We start from the raw sequence: 14,217 nt of genomic DNA on the forward strand, positions 1-14,217 counted from the left end.
AAACGGACGTTTGCGGTTTGTTATTGCATTATGGCGCTGTGAGATACGTGTTTGTTGGGCGTTTATTTGCGCCCGGAATGGCCGAAGCCGCCTTCGCCACGGTCGGTGGCGTCAAAATCTGCCACCAGGTTAAATTCTGCCTGAACCACCGGCACAAAGACCATCTGCGCGATACGCTCGCCCGGTTCAATGGTGAAGCTGTCCTGACCACGGTTCCAGACGGAAACCATCAGTTGACCCTGATAGTCGGAGTCGATCAGGCCAACCAGGTTGCCCAGCACAACGCCATGCTTATGGCCAAGGCCAGAGCGTGGCAGGATGACTGCCGCCAGAGACGGGTCAGCAATGTGAATGGCCAGGCCCGTCGGGATCAGGGTGGTGGCACCCGGAGCCAGTTCTACGGCGTCGTCGAGACAGGCGCGCAGGTCAAGTCCGGCAGAGCCGGAGGTGGCATAGGTTGGCAGCGGGAATTGCTCGCCAACACGCGGGTCCAGAATCTTAACGTCGATTTTTTTCATCATAACGGGTAACGATCTCGTCCAGTAATTGTTGGCCCAGGAGTTCCTTGCGCTCAAGCGGTAAGATTTTATCTCCATCCTGCCAGAAAAGGTGCAGTGCGTTGCTGTCGCTGTTAAATCCTTGCGTGGCCAGCGATACATCGTTCGCGCAGATTAAATCGAGGTTTTTGCGCGTACGTTTTTGCCGAGCATATTCTTCCACATTATTCGTTTCTGCGGCAAACCCAACAACGTAGGGACGATGGTTTTTTAGTGCGGCGACGCCGGCAACAATGTCCGGGTTTTTCACCATTTTTAGCGTTAATTCATCGCCTTGCTTTTTGATTTTCGCATCAGAGATGGTCTCAGCGCGGTAGTCTGCCACGGCCGCACAACCGATGAAAATCTGCTGGCGTTGCGCATGAGCCTGCACGGCGGCTTCCATCTCCAGGGCGGTGGTGACGTTAATGCGCTGCACAAAAGGCGGCGTAGGCAACGAGACCGGACCGCTTACCAGCGTGACGTTGGCGCCGCGTTTTGCGGCAGCGGCGGCAATGGCAAAACCCATTTTGCCGGAACTGTGGTTAGTGATGTAACGCACCGGGTCCAGCGGCTCGCGCGTAGGGCCCGCGGTAATCATGATGTTGAGATGTTGCAGATCGTTGACAGGCGAGAAATGGGCGGCGGCCATGTCGACAATCGTCAGTGGGTCAAGCATGCGGCCCGGGCCCACATCGCCGCAGGCCTGGCTGCCGCTGTCCGGACCCCAGATAAGCAGGCCGCGTGACGCCAGCATCTCCAGATTATGCTGGGTGGCCGCGTTACGGTACATCTGCTGGTTCATCGCAGGCACAACGGCGACCGGGGCAGGTGTAGCGAGGCATATGGTTGAAACCAAATCGTTCGCCATACCGGCCGCCACTCGGGCAATCAAATCAGCCGTGGCAGGGGCAAGAATCACAAGATCTGCCCACTTCCCAAGCTCAATGTGGCCCATTGCGGCTTCGGCGGCCGGGTCGAGCAGGCTGTCAGATACCGGGTACCCTGACACGGCCTGCAGGCTCAGGGGAGTGATAAAGGCTTTGCCGCCTTCGGTTATCGCGACCCGCACATCCGCCCCGCGCTCGCGCAGACGACGCACCAGCTCCGGCGCTTTATAGGCAGCAATACCGCCGCTTACGCCAAGAACGATTTTTTTACCGGCCAGGCTCATCATGATTCTTTCCTGTTGGGTTTCACCAGAGAGCGGGCATTTTATCACAATCCCCTGAGCGCGGTGATTTTGTCCTTAGCTCACTTTGCGAGGCGCTACGCAAGAACGATACGAGGCCGTCGAGTGCCTGACTGGCCTGTGGCAGCATGTGGGTAAAAAGGGAGAAAGAGCATGGAAGAAGAGGATGAACTGCTGCTGCCGCGCGAAAAGTTGCTGCGCAACGGCGTCACCCCATTAACAGACGATGAGCTGCTGGCGCTCTTTTTGCGTACCGGGACCCCGGGGAAAACGGTCTTTACGCTGGCAAAAGAGCTGATCGCTCATTTCGGTTCACTGTATGGCTTGCTGACCGCCGACCTGGCGCAGTTTAAGCACATTGGCGGGATCGGCGTGGCGAAATATGCTCAGCTGAGGGCGATTGCCGAGCTGGCCCGCCGTTTTAACAATGTCCGCCTGGAGAAGGAGGCACCGATCCTGACGCCAGCGATGACGCGAGAATTCCTGCAAAGTCAGTTAACCGATGTTGAACGCGAGATCTTTATGGTGATCTTTCTCGACAACAGGAACCGGGTGCTGAAACACAGCCATCTTTTTTCGGGTACCCTGAACCATGTTGAGGTACATCCGCGTGAAATTGTGCGCGAAGCGATAAAAGTGAATGCAGCGGGCGTGATCCTCGCGCATAATCACCCCTCTGGCTGTGCAGAACCGAGCAGAGCTGACAAAGAAATGACCGAGCGCATTATCAAATGCTGTCAATTCATGGACATTCGTGTGCTGGATCATCTGATAATTGGCCGCGGAGAGTACCTTTCTTTTGCCGAACATGGCTGGATTTAGGCTATTTCTGGCGATCCATCGGGATCTTTGTCTGTTCGGGACTTGAGCACACCGCCGAGTCAGCGTATACTACGCCACCTTTGAGAATCTCGGGTTTGGCATTTGGGCCTGGCAATCGAGAGTTCACTTAGAACTATGCGATGACCGGGCTGTAAAGCCTGACGAGGCGCCGATACCCCATACGAAGCTCGAGCTAATTTGATTTTTGGAGAATAGACATGTCCCGAGTCTGCCAAGTTACTGGCAAGCGTCCGGTGACCGGTAACAACCGTTCCCACGCACTGAACGCGACTAAACGCCGTTTCCTGCCGAACCTGCACTCTCACCGTTTCTGGGTTGAGAGCGAGAAGCGTTTTGTCACCCTGCGTGTATCTGCTAAAGGTATGCGTGTAATTGATAAGAAAGGCATCGATACAGTTCTGTCTGAACTGCGTGCCCGTGGCGAAAAGTACTAAGTACTTAAAGAGGAAATAAATCATGGCTAAAGGTATTCGCGAGAAAATCAAGCTGGTTTCTTCTGCTGGTACAGGTCACTTCTACACCACCACGAAGAACAAACGTACTAAGCCGGAAAAACTGGAACTGAAAAAATTCGATCCAGTTGTACGCCAGCACGTACTGTACAAAGAAGCTAAAATCAAATAATTTTAGCCTCCTTGTATTGAAAAACCCCGCAACTGCGGGGTTTTTTGCATTCTGCATCTCAACGGAGGAACCATGCCTGAATTACCTGAGGTAGAGACCAGCCGCCGCGGCATTGAGCCCCATCTGGTCGGCGCGACGATTCTTCATGCTGTCGTTCGCAATGGACGTCTGCGCTGGCCGGTGTCCGATGAGATCCACGCGTTAAGCGATAAACCCGTGCTTAGCGTGCAGCGCCGCGCGAAATACCTGCTGCTGGAGCTGCCTGACGGCTGGATTATCATCCATCTGGGGATGTCCGGGAGCCTGCGCATCCTTACTGAAGAACTGCCCGCGGAAAAGCACGACCACGTCGATCTGGTGATGAGCAACGGCAAAGTGCTGCGTTACACCGACCCACGGCGCTTTGGCGCGTGGCTGTGGACTAAAGAGCTGGACGGGCACAACGTGCTGGCGCATCTGGGCCCGGAGCCGCTCTCAGACGCGTTTAATGCGGAATACCTGAAAGCGAAGTGCGCGAAGAAGAAGAGCCCGATTAAGCCCTGGCTGATGGATAACAAGCTGGTGGTCGGCGTGGGGAATATCTATGCCAGCGAATCGCTGTTTGCCGCCGGGATCCATCCCGATCGGCTGGCCTCTTCACTGTCGGCTCAGGAGTGCGAGCTGCTGGTCAGAGTGATTAAAGCGGTATTGCTGCGCTCGATTGAGCAGGGCGGAACCACGCTGAAGGATTTCCTGCAAAGCGACGGCAAGCCGGGCTATTTTGCTCAGGAGCTGCAGGTGTATGGCCGTAAAGGCGAGCCATGCAGAGTCTGCGGAACGCCAGTTATTGCCACGAAGCACGCACAGCGCGCCACGTTCTACTGCCGTCAGTGTCAGAAATAGCGCTACTTTAGCTTTTCTTGCAACGCCTGGTGGACGTTTACCGGCAGGAAGTGGGTAACGTCCCCGTGATGGCGCGCCACCTCTTTCACCAGCGAAGAAGAGATAAACGACCACTCTTTGGACGGCATCAGGAATACGCTTTCCAGCTCCGGCATCAGGTGGCGGTTCATGTGCGCCAGCTGCATCTCATACTCGAAGTCTGCCACCGCGCGTAACCCGCGAATCAGGATGTTTGCCTGCTGGGCACGGGCGAAGTTTGCCATCAGGTCGCTGAAGCCCACCACCTCTACGTTCGGCAGGTGTGCAATCGCATCGCGGGCAAGCGCAACACGCTCGTCGAGGTCAAACATGGGTTTCTTGCTGGGACTGGCGGCAATCGCCAGAATCACCGTGTCGAACATGCACGCCGCACGGGTGATGATATCAAGATGACCGTTGGTGATCGGATCGAAGGTACCCGGATAAATCGCTTTTGTGCTCATGGCTCACGTTTTCTCTGAGTAGCCGCGGCAGAGCGCCCACAGCTCGGTGTATTTGTTAAAAGTATACTGAGCATTCACGACTGCCAGTAACCAGCCCTGTTTACCGTCCAGCACGCCGCCGCGCAGCAGCAGCGTTTTCAGAAACGCACCCAGCGTATGGGTAAAAATCCCGGTCAGCGTCGCCTTCTTGCCGCGCTGGTGGCGCTCCTGCGCCCATGCGGTCGCATAGTTGAGCTGTTTACGCTGGAAGCTGGCGAAATCCCGGCAGGTCAGATGCAGCAGGTCGCCGGATAAGGCAATCACCTGAGCGTTGTCGCAGGCCAGGGATTCATGCACCAGATTATCGTTGTACTGATAGCGCTCGCGCTCATAGAGGCGCATTACGCGGTCTGGATACCAGCCGCTGTGGCGCATAAAACGGCCCAGGAAGTAGTTACGACGGGCAATGCTGTAGACCGCTCCAGGCTGTGGCGCGGCAAGCACGGTCTGAATGGCTTGCTGGAGTTCCGGGGTGACACGCTCGTCGGTGTCGATCATCAACACGTAATCACCGGTAGCATACTTTTGCGCGCGCTGGCGCTGGATGCCATAGCCTTGCCAGTCCGTATTGATAAAGACCTTTGCACCCGCTGCGCGGGCAACGTCCACCGTGTTGTCCGTGCTGCCGGAGTCAAGGACGACGATTTCGTCAGCCCAGGCGATCGAAGCCAGGCAGTCCGGAAGCAGGTCGGCGGCGTTTTTGGCGATCATCACGACCGACAGACGCGTTGACATTAGTGGCTCCGCTGAGGCAGATAAGGTTGCAGAAGCTGCAGAAGACGGGTGAGTGCGCCCTGGTTCTGATGCAGCACTTCGACGGCATGGCGACCGTACCACAGACGATAATCTTCGTCCGTCAGAAGGGTCGACACCTCTTTGACGACGGAGTCCGCGTCGGTCACGGTAATTAAACCATCGGCCTGCTGCAATTTGGCGCAGATATCTTTGAAGTTAAACGTGTGCGGACCCATCAGCACCGGAATGGCGTGCGCAGCTGGCTCGAGCGGGTTATGGCCGCCGCGTTCCACCAGGCTGCCGCCGACAAAGGCGAGGTCGGCAATGCCGTACAGCAACATCAGCTCGCCCATGGTATCGCCAATCACCACCTGGGTGCTGCCGGAAGGGATCTCACCGCTGCTGCGCAAGGTGAAGCTGAAGCCGCCTTTCTGCACCATTTCACGGGCATCTTTAAAACGCTCCGGATGGCGGGGAACGAGGATCAGCAGTAAATCAGGGAATTTTTCCAGCAGCTTGCGGTGCGCCTGCAGGATGATCTCTTCTTCGCCATCATGGGTACTGGTTGCAATCCAGACCTGACGACGCGGGGCCCACTGGCGACGCAGCGTGATCGCGCGGGCGGCGAGTTCAGGGGTAACAGAAATATCAAATTTCAGGCTGCCCGTTACCGCAAGCTGGTTGCGTTTCAGGCCCAGCGCGATAAAGCGTGCGGCATCTTCTTCATTCTGCGCGGCAATCAGGGTGATTTTGCTCAGGAGACGGCGCATAAATTTACCCAGCTTGCCGTAGCCTTTCGCTGAGCGCTCTGACAGGCGCGCGTTGGCAATCACCAGTGGAATTTTACGGGCATGCAGGGCGGAAATCATGTTCGGCCACAGTTCAGTTTCCATCACGATCACCAGTTTCGGGCGAACGGTATTCAGGAAACGATTCATGGCGCAGGGCAGATCGTAAGGGAGGTAGACGTGATGAACGTCTTTGCCAAAGGCGGATAACGCGCGCTCTGAGCCGGTTGGCGTCATCGTCGTGACGGTGATGGGCAGCGACGGGTAGCGGTGACGCAGGGCGCGAACCAACGGGATCGCTGCCAGCGTTTCACCAACAGAAACGGAATGCAGGAGAATACCGTCCGGGGCGACTTTATTGCGGCAAAAGCCATAGCGCTCAGCCCAGCGTTTACGGTACGCAGGCGCTTTACGGCTACGAAGCAACAGTCTCAGCCACACCAGTGGCTGAATGATGTAGAGCAGGGCGGTATACAACAATTCCAAGCGATTATCCGTTTTTTAGTTTCGGCCGGGAAATTCTAAGCATTTAAGCGTGCTAAAGCTATCTCTTATGCCAGATACCGTTTTAAACGGAAGTAGCGTCGACCCAGACGCCAGCGCAAACGCGGACTTTTAGCACTTTTCCAGATAAGCTTCCAGATCCCGGTATCAAAGAACTCTTTGATAATCATGGTCTTCTTCGCCTCATCCTTCATGTTGTCGAAGGTGTGAATGATCCCCAGCCCCTCTTTGGCGATTTGCCAGTGGCAAGCCGGGATATTTTTCACTTTATCCGGGTAACGCTGGTTAATGGCGTCAAGCATCTGCAGGATTTTCATGTAATGACGGGCGGAGCGAATCAGCGTGTCGTCATTATCCGGAGTATGCGATACCGAAGCAGAGTGAATGTAGTAGTCATAAAAGCGTTCGCTGGTGTACTGAACGCGTTCCGCGGCAAGCAGCACTTCGGTCGTCCACGGAATATCCTGATGGCGAAGGCCGGGTTCAAAATGGAAACTGTGTTTACGAATAAAGTCGTGGCGATAGATGTTTAACCAGGTGACGTGCAGGAACTTTCGTGAATCCAGCGCCTTCTTTAACCACGCCGGGCCAGTCATGACATCCGTCGAGGCGAGTTTATCTTCAGGGAAAATAGGGCGAGAGGGTTTCTTGTTGTTTTCCCAGACGTAGTTCCCATTGCAGGTCGCGACATCCAAATCCTGCGTGACGGCCATATCCAGAAGACGCTGGTACATGCCCGGCTTGAAGACATCATCAATATCCGGGAAAGAGAGATACTGACCCGTTGCTACGGCCAGGCCGGTATTACGCGCGATGGATACGCCCTGATTTTGCTGTTCAATCACCTGCAACTGCGGCAGTTTTTCACGCCAGCTTTCGACGATCTGCATCGAACGGTCAGTAGAGCCGTCATTGACAATAATGACTTCCATGCTGTCGATGCGTTGATTCAGAAGGCAGGTAAAGAACTGATCCAGAAAAGCTTCACCGTTATATACGGCAACCACCACGCTTAATAATGGCGCTGAATTTTGCATAAGAAACCTGATTATTTTTGATTGTCTACCAAAGCAATATATTGCCGGCAAATGGCATTGATGCCGAACGACGCAATGGTTGCACCGCCAACGACCGGCGGGGAGGTATAAATATCGACCAGCGTTTTTGCCAGTGATTCGTCGTTTAACTCTGACAGCCCGCGCGCCAGGTCTCCCGTGAGGATTTCAGCGGGGCCTCCTGGACAATTTGTACTGACCGGCGGGGTCTGGCAGATAATGGATTCGACCAGCACATTACCAAAACCTTCGCAGTCAGAACTTAACACTAAGAGCCGCGCCCCTTTTATCCAGGGGTAGGGGTTGGCGTCGAATGGGCGGAAAACCGTTTTGTTTTCAATACCCAAATCTCTGGCAAGCTGCTGTAATTTTTGGATTTTGGCGTCGGATCCATTGCCCATCATGACCAGTGTAGTGTCAAGTTGACTCAGTGCGAACGCACGTAAAAGCCGATCGTGACGTTTGTGCTCATGGAAGCGGCCAACATGAATGATGTAATCCTTCCCTTGCATTTCAAAGGGAGCATCAGCCAGACGCTGAATTTCAGGGATATCAAACGGGTTATGGATTACCGCTTTGCGTCGAAGCGTGAGCGCCAGCGTCTCTGAAAGATCTTTCAACACGGCGCCTGAAACAGCGACAACATTACGATTTTCGTAGGTATGACGAATTTTAAGATGCTTAAACCAGCGAGAAAGCCCGCGGCGATGGCGCAAATAGGAGAACGAGAACATGCCATGCACGCAAAACCAGACTTTATCGCGTTCCAGCGCACGGCAGTGTGCAACAATGCGGTCGGTTTTGTGCAAATGAGAGAACACAACGTCAAATTTTCCGCTGCGTTCAGCCCGCTCAATAGCCCGATCCAGCAGATGGGCGCGGCGTGGGATCTCCGTCAGCTTTCGCCACGGTTTTTTGCAGGTATCCTGAACAACCTGATAATCAATGCCTTCCGGGATGGCGTAATCGCACACTTTCCGCAGGGAGAAGAGAGAGACCTGATGTCCCATTTCTATCAATCCACTGGAAAGTGTAAGAACCGTTTTTTCAGCTCCCCCACCGGGTAAACCATCAATAATCATTAGGATGCGCATTTTTAATCCAGTAATTTTTGATAAAGCGAAATAAGCTGACTTGACAGTTTTTCGGGGGTGGCGTCTTTCACACGTTCCCGTGCCGCGCGTCCCATATTGTTATTTTTTTCCAGAGAAGGAATGGCGGATATCGCTTCCTTCAATGTCTTGATATCAAGGGCGTCGCAATAAAATCCGTTCTGGCCTTGCTGAATAAATTCAGCGCCTCCGCAACTCTCTGAAGTTATGACGGGTAAACCGCAGGCCATTGCTTCAAGAATGACGTTAGGAAAGGGATCATACAGCGTTGGCAACAGTAAACCATCGGATAGCTGATAAAAAGGAAGCGTTTCTTTTTGCATCCCCAGGAAACGGATTTGCCCTTCGCAGCCGAGTGAACGGGCAAGATCGCGATAACGACGTTCTGCTTTATCCTGTCCAACCACAATCAGCCATGCCGCTGTTCCAGCGATAGCCCGTATGGCGCTGGCCAGGCCTTTTCGTTCGAACCCGGAGCCGACAAAACAGAACACCACGGCATCGGCTGGCAAACCAAATTGCTGACGCAACGCGGCACGTTGTGCCTCCTGAGCCGGAACGAAGCGGCTGGAATCAATAGAATTATAAATTACATGTATTTTTTTTGCGTCAATATCAAAATCTTCGACAATTTCGCGTTTGATCATCTCCGCATTACAGATAACCGCTTTGAGTTCCGGTGCCTGGTACATCTCTCGTTCGGCATGCATCACATAGCGGTGATAGCGATCGACCATCAGCATCTTTGCACGCCAGGCGGGTAGAATGCGTGCACGCTGCAGTAGCCAGCGGCGGTGGACGCCATCGCCTGCGCGGTAGATGTCACAGCCCGGGATTCGCTCGTGGCTTTGCACAATATCAAACTGTTGTTGTTGCCACAGTTCACGTGCGGCATGAGCAAAACCACGCTCGCGGCTGATGCGGCCCCACTTTCGCGGATCGCAAATGTGGATATGCCAGTCGTCCTGCTTTTCTCCCTGCCATTCACGGGTGATGACATTCAGCTCAAGATTTTGGTTGCTTAACGCGGTGAGCGCGCGGGAGACGAACCGTTCCGCTCCGCCATCAGGACGATATTTTTGGCGCACAATAGCCAGACGATGGTGTTTCATGACAGATATCTCTTTGCAGCAGAGACGACAGCATCCACGGGAATGGCGTCGAGATAGCGCTCTTTAGTGTTGGTATCAATGGCGTCCGGATCGGGGAGCGGGCCGAAGTCGCCAGCCCAGATAACGTCGCCGTTGACCTGCCACGGAGACCAAAACGTCAGTTTGGAAGGGCCAAAGAGTGCCACGCAGGGCGTCTGCAGCGCGGCGGCCATATGCATCGGAACCGAATCAACCCCAATGAACAGGCAGGCATGATCGATCAGCGCTGCAAGCTGGCGCAGCGTTAATTGACCGGCCAGCGAGACGACGCCGGTCTTCGGGGACGCGGCGAGAATGCGATCGATCATCGCCATCTCTTTTTTATCCGGCCCGGCCGTGAGTACGACGGTATGCCCATCTTGCTGCAGCGCTGTAATCGTTTGCGCCATTTTGTCTTCATCCCAGCATTTGAAGAACCAGCGGGATGTTGGCTGAATCACGATATAGTTATCACTTACACCCTTTTTCTCCAGCTGTTGGCGGGCGAAGTGCCAGTCATCTGCGCTGTAGGCCATGGTGACGGCGGGCTGCGCTGCGACCTGTAATGGAGACAGAATGGAGAGGTTTTGCTCGACGGTGTGCAGAGACTGGTGATTTGCAACGGAGACTAAATCGCTGAGACAAAAACGCCAGAATGCATTGTTGCGTTTGTTAAAGGCAAATCCGAGACGAACCGGCGCGCCGGTGAAGCGAGTGACAATAGCGCTACGCCACTGATCGGCAAGGTTAATCACCAGATGATAATGTTGCTTCCTTAACGCACACAGCAACTGCCACTCTTTCTGTAGATGCTTGAGTGTGCCCAGGTGCTTCCATTTACGATCGATTCCATAAATGGTGCCAATTGCCGGATGCGCGGCGAGCATGTCGCGCGTTTCTTCATACAAGAGCACATCAATTTGCGCGTGTGGCCATTGTTGACGTAATGAATCAATGACGGGGGTGGTCAATAACATATCGCCATGATGGCGGAGTTTGATCAGTAAAATGCGCAAATCAGGCGTGTCAGGTAAGTTATTCATCATCATCTTATCGGCGTTGTACTGTTGGCAATTCTAATAGACCTGATAGCGACTTGCACTCTTTCTCCATAATCTCAGGAATTTCCCTGCAAGGGTTTACTGATGGTTTGGAGAGTGCGTAACATAGCGCTAACTTCCCTGTCTTGCGGACTCATTATGAAAAAACCCGCGTTTATCATCACTATTGATACTGAGGGCGATAATCTCTGGCAGAATCACCGCGTCATTAAAACGGAAAACGCGCGCTATCTGGCCCGGTTCCAGACGCTGTGTGAACGTTTCGGCTTTAAGCCCGTGTGGCTGACAAACTATGAGATGGCGATCGAGCCCGTTTTCATCGACTTCGCCAGGGACGTGATCGCTCGCGGCCAGGGGGAGGTGGGCATGCACCTCCACGCATGGAATAGCCCGCCTGAGCACGATCTCACGGGCGATGACTGGCGCTGGCAGCCTTATTTGATTGAATTTTCAGACGAGGTGATGCGCGAGAAAGTGCTGTTCATGACCCGCCTGCTGGAAGAGACGTTCCAGACCAAAATGTTAAGCCACCGCGCCGGGCGCTGGGCGTTTGATAGCCGTTATGCCAGGCTACTGATTGAACTGGGGTATCAGGTTGATTGCTCGGTGACGCCGCGAGTGAACTGGCGCAATGCGAAGGGGCTCCGCAAGGCCATGGTGGGACGGATTACCAACATTTTCCGGACCGTGCCTACTTTATTGACGTTAACGACATTTCCCGGGCGGGCACGAGCCCTTTACTCGAAGTGCCGATGAGCATTCAGTATAAACATCCTGCCTGGCTGAACACGATCAAACAGGGTTACGATCGTCTTCGTGGTAAATACCGCTCACCTTCTGTGAACTGGTTACGTCCGACGGGTGGTAATGCGTCGCAGATGATTGAGGTTGCGCAGCAATGCCTTTCTCAGGGAAATGATTACGTCGAGTTTATGCTCCATTCGTCGGAATTTATGCCCGGGGGCAGTCCTACGTTTAAGGACGAGGCGGCGATCGAGGGGTTATACCAGGATCTGGAAGCGCTGTTTAGCTGGTTATCCGACAAGACGGTGGGGATGACGCTGGCGGAGTTTTATCAACACAAGAAAAAATAATGCCCGCATGGCGGGCATTATCACTTACTGGCGTTGTCTGGTTTGTGAAAAGAGTGTACTCAGCGCAAACACGGTGACAAAGAAGATGAGCGCCTCTGAGCTCAACAAAATGACGTCCGTCAGACCATAGAGCAATAAAAGAAGCATGGTCGTCAGCAGCAGACCATTTTTATTTTTAAGTGCGTACACGATCATCGAGATATAGAAAAAGAATAATATTACCAGCCCAGGGATCCCCTGAAGAGAGTATTTTTCAATGAACTCGTTGTGCAGATGAATCCGGGTAAATTCAAGCGCTGCCGCGAGATGTGGATGTCCATTTTTCACATATTGCTGTGACCAGACTTCGCGGTCTTCGACTGACTGCCCCATGGGGTGGGCAAGTCCGTTTTGAGCACCAATAATCCACATAGAAAAACGTGCACCGAGTGAGGTGGCGTCATATCCTTTTTGATAACGTTCTATTTCAGATTGTGTTTGTTGTATCTTAGGCAGAATTAACGGCTTGTAACTCACAACCACTATACCTGCCACAATACATAAGAAAATCAGCGTTGATTTCAGATGGATTCTTCTGAAGTGGTAGAGTGTGAGTACAATCGCCAGAAGCAAATATAATCCCATTGCGGCGCGCGTAGCCGTCAAAAGGATGACGAAATAAGAGATCAAGATGGTGAGCCCTGCGGCCACATACAGCTTTCTGTTTTTCTGAAGATAAAGGCTGTATACAAACGCCAGTGACAGTACGGAGTAAACATAGGCCGACACGGTTGGACGATTGATGGCCATCTCAACACGTTCCATACCCTGTGACGCTTGCCATAAGCCATAACCAGTAGCAAGGACAAATCCTGCACCAGAGGCATACAAGAAATATTTCAGGAAGGCTGTTTTATCAATATAAGATTTGAACCGGTCAAGATAGAAAACGAGAATACTCGCCAAAATCAATTTCTTGCTGGCGCCAAGGTAATCGCTATAAGCGTTCAAGCCTTCGTTATGATATTCATAGGCCATATACCAGATAAGATTGAGCAACCCAATCAGCAAAATGGGTAGCGCAATCGAAAAGGGACGAAGGGTGATTTTTTTATATTCGCACGCCAGGCCGATAATGCTGGCATAAACCGCAATATAGAAGAATTCACGCTGTTTCCCTGAGCTCAGTAACGCCAGCGCAAGCGAAATGAGGCTCAAAATAAGCGTCAGTTGATAGAGCCGCAGTTTTACTTTTTCCATAATGCCTCAATAACCCTTTTTTTGTAGCTGAAACGAACATCGCTGGAGAAGAAAAAAAAGAACGAATAGAGTCTTTTTACCCGCTGTTCAACCAATTTGAGTTGCACGTCGGTCAGATGTTGCCGGTGGTTGCTGTAAATATCAAACCAGTGGCAATTGATGAGATGCCTGAATGATTGCGGGAATATCTTTTCCATCTGTAATGTGCATTCTACAAGCGTAGCGATTTTACTGGTGTCAAGACGGCTCGATAAACTATCGTTACGTTTGATGTAATAATAGTGCCCCTTCCGCTGGAAGACTATTTTACTCGATTGCATCAACATGCCGGGAAACACGGCGAAATCTTCATAACAGACCATTGAAGGGATCGGGTTGTTTTCGTACAGCTTCCGATGAACGAATTGCCCGATGAGGTGCGCCTGAAAGTCTTTATGCTGAAGGAAACGCGTTATTGCCTGGTGTTGTGATAAAGCAACGGGAGAGAACCCCTGCCAGTCAGCGGTGATTTTATGCGTATCGCGTATTTCCAGCAGGCGCGTCAGGAGCATATCAGGCCGCTGTGCTTGCAGAAATGCCACGGCGTCACGGATGCTGCCCGGTTTCAATCGGTCATCGCTATCCAGCATGGTAATGTACTCACCTGACGCCAGAGAGAGTGCGCTGTTTCGAACATGACCGACGTTACGGTACTCAACGTATCGGGATTGCGCATTCGGAAGCTTTGGCAACCACGTCTCAATAATATCCTGTGTGGAATCATTGGAACTGTCATTAAAGATAATGATTTCTACATCATCGCCCGCATTATCAATCGCGTTTTGCAGGCTTTGTAGCGTTGCGTCAAGCGTGTCCTGGGCGTTATGTGCGGCAATAATGATGCTTAGAAAAGCCATAACAA

Annotated in this window: 15 protein-coding genes and 1 pseudogene; 5 read left to right on the forward strand and 11 right to left on the reverse strand. The window is 52.8% G+C overall.

Going from position 1 to position 14,217, the window contains the following annotated elements; all coding sequences use genetic code 11:
• Window positions 1-62: 62 nt before the first annotated feature.
• Both dut and coaBC read right to left on the reverse strand, forming a co-directional pair.
• Complete coding sequence (gene dut, locus A4308_RS07670; protein ID WP_015570042.1) at window positions 63-521, reverse strand: dUTP diphosphatase; 459 nt, start codon at window positions 519-521, stop codon at window positions 63-65.
• Entirely contained in the window at window positions 499-1,710 is a 1,212-nt protein-coding gene (gene coaBC, locus A4308_RS07675; protein WP_127312421.1) for a bifunctional phosphopantothenoylcysteine decarboxylase/phosphopantothenate--cysteine ligase CoaBC, read from the reverse strand. The genes dut and coaBC overlap by 23 nt, the downstream gene beginning before the upstream one ends.
• Window positions 1,711-1,881: 171 nt before the next feature.
• Here coaBC and radC point away from each other — a divergent pair, with 171 nt between their 5' ends.
• The 4 genes from radC to mutM all read left to right on the forward strand — a co-directional run bounded on the left by radC (window position 1,882) and on the right by mutM (window position 4,077).
• Window positions 1,882-2,550: a RadC family protein gene (radC, locus tag A4308_RS07680; protein WP_014881984.1), complete on the forward strand. Its 669-nt coding sequence runs from the start codon at window positions 1,882-1,884 to the stop codon at window positions 2,548-2,550.
• Window positions 2,551-2,768: 218 nt separating this feature from the next.
• Window positions 2,769-3,005, forward strand: coding sequence for a 50S ribosomal protein L28 (gene rpmB / locus A4308_RS07685; protein ID WP_002436699.1), 237 nt, complete (start codon window positions 2,769-2,771; stop codon window positions 3,003-3,005).
• A 22-nt stretch (window positions 3,006-3,027) separates the two neighbouring features.
• Window positions 3,028-3,195, forward strand: a complete 168-nt coding sequence (gene rpmG, locus A4308_RS07690; RefSeq protein WP_003024094.1) for a 50S ribosomal protein L33 — start codon at window positions 3,028-3,030, stop codon at window positions 3,193-3,195.
• 72 nt (window positions 3,196-3,267) lie between these two features.
• A complete protein-coding gene (mutM, locus tag A4308_RS07695) occupies window positions 3,268-4,077 on the forward strand; it encodes a bifunctional DNA-formamidopyrimidine glycosylase/DNA-(apurinic or apyrimidinic site) lyase (protein ID WP_014881985.1) in 810 nt (269 codons plus the stop codon).
• Window positions 4,078-4,079: 2 nt separating this feature from the next.
• On the opposite strand, the gene coaD is transcribed toward mutM, so the two are convergent.
• From coaD to rfaQ, 7 genes are all read right to left on the reverse strand, one after another.
• Complete coding sequence (gene coaD / locus A4308_RS07700; RefSeq protein ID WP_045134465.1) at window positions 4,080-4,559, reverse strand: pantetheine-phosphate adenylyltransferase; 480 nt, start codon at window positions 4,557-4,559, stop codon at window positions 4,080-4,082.
• A gap of 3 nt (window positions 4,560-4,562) precedes the next feature.
• Window positions 4,563-5,333 (reverse strand): glycosyltransferase family 2 protein, encoded by a 771-nt coding sequence (locus tag A4308_RS07705; RefSeq protein WP_045134464.1) that lies wholly within the window; start codon window positions 5,331-5,333, stop codon window positions 4,563-4,565.
• The gene (gene waaA / locus A4308_RS07710; protein WP_014881988.1) at window positions 5,333-6,607 is read right to left on the reverse strand and encodes a lipid IV(A) 3-deoxy-D-manno-octulosonic acid transferase; all 1,275 of its coding nucleotides are present in this window, start codon (window positions 6,605-6,607) and stop codon (window positions 5,333-5,335) included. The genes A4308_RS07705 and waaA overlap by 1 nt, the downstream gene beginning before the upstream one ends.
• 65 nt (window positions 6,608-6,672) lie before the next feature.
• Window positions 6,673-7,662: a glycosyltransferase gene (locus A4308_RS07715; protein WP_045134463.1), complete on the reverse strand. Its 990-nt coding sequence runs from the start codon at window positions 7,660-7,662 to the stop codon at window positions 6,673-6,675.
• 11 nt (window positions 7,663-7,673) lie between these two features.
• Window positions 7,674-8,774: a glycosyltransferase gene (locus tag A4308_RS07720; RefSeq protein WP_023331722.1), complete on the reverse strand. Its 1,101-nt coding sequence runs from the start codon at window positions 8,772-8,774 to the stop codon at window positions 7,674-7,676.
• A gap of 2 nt (window positions 8,775-8,776) precedes the next feature.
• Complete coding sequence (locus A4308_RS07725) at window positions 8,777-9,904, reverse strand: glycosyltransferase family 4 protein (protein WP_014881991.1); 1,128 nt, start codon at window positions 9,902-9,904, stop codon at window positions 8,777-8,779.
• Entirely contained in the window at window positions 9,901-10,971 is a 1,071-nt protein-coding gene (rfaQ, locus tag A4308_RS07730) for a putative lipopolysaccharide heptosyltransferase III (protein ID WP_072251816.1), read from the reverse strand. Before rfaQ ends, A4308_RS07725 begins: the two co-directional genes overlap by 4 nt.
• Before the next feature lie 150 nt (window positions 10,972-11,121).
• Here rfaQ and A4308_RS07735 point away from each other — a divergent pair.
• A pseudogene (locus A4308_RS07735) lies at window positions 11,122-12,077 on the forward strand (polysaccharide deacetylase family protein).
• A 24-nt stretch (window positions 12,078-12,101) separates the two neighbouring features.
• Here the strand turns inward: A4308_RS07735 and A4308_RS07740 are convergent.
• Entirely contained in the window at window positions 12,102-13,316 is a 1,215-nt protein-coding gene (locus A4308_RS07740; RefSeq protein WP_014881994.1) for an O-antigen ligase family protein, read from the reverse strand.
• Entirely contained in the window at window positions 13,304-14,212 is a 909-nt protein-coding gene (locus A4308_RS07745) for a glycosyltransferase family 2 protein (protein WP_063308489.1), read from the reverse strand. Before A4308_RS07745 ends, A4308_RS07740 begins: the two co-directional genes overlap by 13 nt.
• Window positions 14,213-14,217: the final 5 nt, after the last annotated feature.

The organism is Enterobacter sp. ODB01, assembly GCF_001623605.1.
GTDB lineage: Bacteria > Pseudomonadota > Gammaproteobacteria > Enterobacterales > Enterobacteriaceae > Enterobacter > Enterobacter kobei.

What these genes read in the sequence shown, in the direction of transcription:
- A4308_RS07745 (WP_063308489.1), bottom strand. Translation starts at nt 14,212, where the DNA reads ATGGCTTTTCTAAGCATCATTATTGCCGCACATAACGCCCAGGACACG.
- rpmB (WP_002436699.1), top strand. Translation starts at nt 2,769, where the DNA reads ATGTCCCGAGTCTGCCAAGTTACTGGCAAGCGTCCGGTGACCGGTAAC.
- A4308_RS07705 (WP_045134464.1), bottom strand. Translation starts at nt 5,333, where the DNA reads ATGTCAACGCGTCTGTCGGTCGTGATGATCGCCAAAAACGCCGCCGAC.
- A4308_RS07725 (WP_014881991.1), bottom strand. Translation starts at nt 9,904, where the DNA reads ATGAAACACCATCGTCTGGCTATTGTGCGCCAAAAATATCGTCCTGAT.
- A4308_RS07715 (WP_045134463.1), bottom strand. Translation starts at nt 7,662, where the DNA reads ATGCAAAATTCAGCGCCATTATTAAGCGTGGTGGTTGCCGTATATAAC.
- coaD (WP_045134465.1), bottom strand. Translation starts at nt 4,559, where the DNA reads ATGAGCACAAAAGCGATTTATCCGGGTACCTTCGATCCGATCACCAAC.
- A4308_RS07740 (WP_014881994.1), bottom strand. Translation starts at nt 13,316, where the DNA reads ATGGAAAAAGTAAAACTGCGGCTCTATCAACTGACGCTTATTTTGAGC.
- radC (WP_014881984.1), top strand. Translation starts at nt 1,882, where the DNA reads ATGGAAGAAGAGGATGAACTGCTGCTGCCGCGCGAAAAGTTGCTGCGC.
- dut (WP_015570042.1), bottom strand. Translation starts at nt 521, where the DNA reads ATGATGAAAAAAATCGACGTTAAGATTCTGGACCCGCGTGTTGGCGAG.
- coaBC (WP_127312421.1), bottom strand. Translation starts at nt 1,710, where the DNA reads ATGAGCCTGGCCGGTAAAAAAATCGTTCTTGGCGTAAGCGGCGGTATT.
- A4308_RS07720 (WP_023331722.1), bottom strand. Translation starts at nt 8,774, where the DNA reads ATGCGCATCCTAATGATTATTGATGGTTTACCCGGTGGGGGAGCTGAA.
- rpmG (WP_003024094.1), top strand. Translation starts at nt 3,028, where the DNA reads ATGGCTAAAGGTATTCGCGAGAAAATCAAGCTGGTTTCTTCTGCTGGT.
- mutM (WP_014881985.1), top strand. Translation starts at nt 3,268, where the DNA reads ATGCCTGAATTACCTGAGGTAGAGACCAGCCGCCGCGGCATTGAGCCC.
- rfaQ (WP_072251816.1), bottom strand. Translation starts at nt 10,971, where the DNA reads ATGATGATGAATAACTTACCTGACACGCCTGATTTGCGCATTTTACTG.